This is a genomic window from Dorea sp. OM07-5 (assembly GCF_003481355.1).
Taxonomy (GTDB): domain Bacteria; phylum Bacillota; class Clostridia; order Lachnospirales; family Lachnospiraceae; genus Dorea_D; species Dorea_D hominis.
In genome coordinates this window covers 1-550 of the sequence record NZ_QUKZ01000062.1, presented here as the reverse complement: position 1 = coordinate 550, position 550 = coordinate 1, and the positions used below count along the sequence as shown (strand labels likewise).

The following is a 550-nucleotide window of genomic DNA, read 5'->3' as shown; positions in this document are numbered from 1 at the left end:
ATGTTGGTGGCTGGACGGTTGATCTGATGAGACTGGATAATGCTGTTCCGAATGCGGCAACCTGCAGGAGTCTGGAACTGGGTGTGATCCGGTGTATTGACGAGACGGCAGAACAGGTGCGGAGAAATACCGGACTGTCTGTAACGGAAACACAGATCGAACGTGTGCTTCGTGGGGAAACCTGCAGCATGGCAGAAGATGCAAGAGTTGTCATACAGGAAAACGGACGGAAATACATCGAAAGAATCCTGTCTGCGGTCACGGAATCCGGGTTTGATCTCAGGGCGGTGCCGAGCGTATTTATGGGTGGAGGTTCTGCGATTTTAAAACGCCACGTGACCGCACAGGACGCGATTTGCCGCCCTGTTTTTATCGAGGACGTCCATGCGAACGCTGCCGGGTATGAACGGATTGTAGAGCAGATGTGGGCGAAATGACACGTCCGGTATATTCGTTCCGTCCCAACCTGAAAAACCCGGAACATCAGAAAGCATGGGAGAAATTCCAGTGTGTTCCGGAAGGACAGAAAAACCAGTACCTTGTTCAGGCG

At 52.2% G+C, this 550-nt stretch carries 2 pseudogenes; both read left to right on the top strand.

The window, feature by feature from the left end:
- Positions 1 to 437, top strand: a pseudogene (locus DXC04_RS15430) (plasmid segregation actin-type ATPase ParM); the annotation flags it as partial.
- A pseudogene (locus DXC04_RS16260) lies at positions 434 to 550 on the top strand (plasmid segregation centromere-binding protein ParR); the annotation flags it as partial. The pseudogenes DXC04_RS15430 and DXC04_RS16260, both read left to right, overlap by 4 nt.